This window comes from Candidatus Thiosymbion oneisti, assembly GCF_900092655.1.
Taxonomy (GTDB): domain Bacteria; phylum Pseudomonadota; class Gammaproteobacteria; order Chromatiales; family Chromatiaceae; genus Thiosymbion; species Thiosymbion oneisti.
In genome coordinates this window covers 1-1,283 of the sequence record NZ_FLUY01000702.1, presented here as the reverse complement: position 1 = coordinate 1,283, position 1,283 = coordinate 1, and the positions used below count along the sequence as shown (strand labels likewise).

General features: G+C 58.2%; 1 protein-coding gene. It reads left to right on the top strand.

What is annotated here, in order from left to right; genetic code table 11:
• Positions 1-114 precede the first annotated feature (114 nt).
• On the top strand, positions 115-1,283 hold a 1,169-nt coding region (locus BQ17_RS07560), incomplete at its 3' end, for an IS4 family transposase (protein ID WP_089725790.1).

Here is a 1,283-nt window from a genome sequence, read left to right as displayed (position 1 = left end):
AGCACGATGAGGAGTCAACCATGGTTCTCAGACCAAAGCCGGTCCAACTTACCGAAGTAGAAACCAAGTTAATCAGTCAGGTTTGAGAATATTTATACCCCCCTAAAAGATTTCTTGTACTCCGCGGAATTTGCCGACCTCGCCCGCATCCATCCCGAGGATTTCACCCGCCAACGCGCGCTTCCGCTGCCTCATCTGGTGTCCATGCTGTTGAACCTGCGCAAGGGCAGTATCGGCGACGAACTCGATCGCTTCTTCGAGGTACTCCACGACCAACCACTGGCCGATGGCGTGTCCCCTTCGGCCTTTTGCCAAGCGCGCATGAAGCTTGACCTCCGCGCCCTGATGGCACTCAACCGACCCTTGCTGGAAGGCTTCGAACGCGACTTCTCTGCGCGTCTGTGGCATGACTTACGCTTGTTGGCAGTCGATGGCTCGACGGCACGTTTGCCTCACACCGATGATGTAATGGCAACCTTCGGGGCTCCACCTGAGGGGAGCGCGGTTCCACTGGCCCGGTTCTCGCGGCTGCATGATGTCCTCAACAACCTGGTGATCGCGGCCGATTTCGAATCCCGCCAAGTCGGCGAGCGCGTACTCGCCGGTGAGCATCTGGCCGCGACGCGGGCCAACGATCTGATCTGGTATGACCGTGGCTATCCGGCCTTCTGGCTATTTGCCTTGCACCGCCAGGAACACCGTCACTTCGGTGCCCGCATGCCGTTGGATTTTTCCCGCGAGGTCAGCGACTTCCTGGCCGGCGGCAAAAAAAGTGAGGCTGTGCTGTTCACACCAGGCCCCCACGCACGCCGGCAATGTCAGGTGTATGGGTTGGCGCCCGATCCGATTCCCTTGCGCTTGATCCGCGTGAAACTCAAAAACGGCGAGACCGAGGTCCTTGCGACTTCATTACTTGATGAAGCCGACTATCTCAGTACCTGGTTTAAGCACCTCTACCACCTGCGTTGGGGCGTGCAAGAGGGCTATAAACGCGAGAAGTGCTGGCTCGAAATCGAGAACTTCTCCGGCCTCAGCGCCCTGGTTGTGAAACAGGATTTCTACCCCAAGCTCTTCGCGCTCAACCTGACTGCAGTCCTCTCCTGGATCGCTCACGCGATCGCCGATCGTCTCTACCGAGACCGTAAGCAGGCCTATCGGGTGAAGTTCGCCCATGCGCTCTCCAAGATGAAGGATAATCTGGTCCGGTTGTTCGTCTCCAACTCCTCGCCGCAACTCCTCACCGCGTTAATATTGGCGATGGCGGCAAGCGTCGAAGCCGTCCG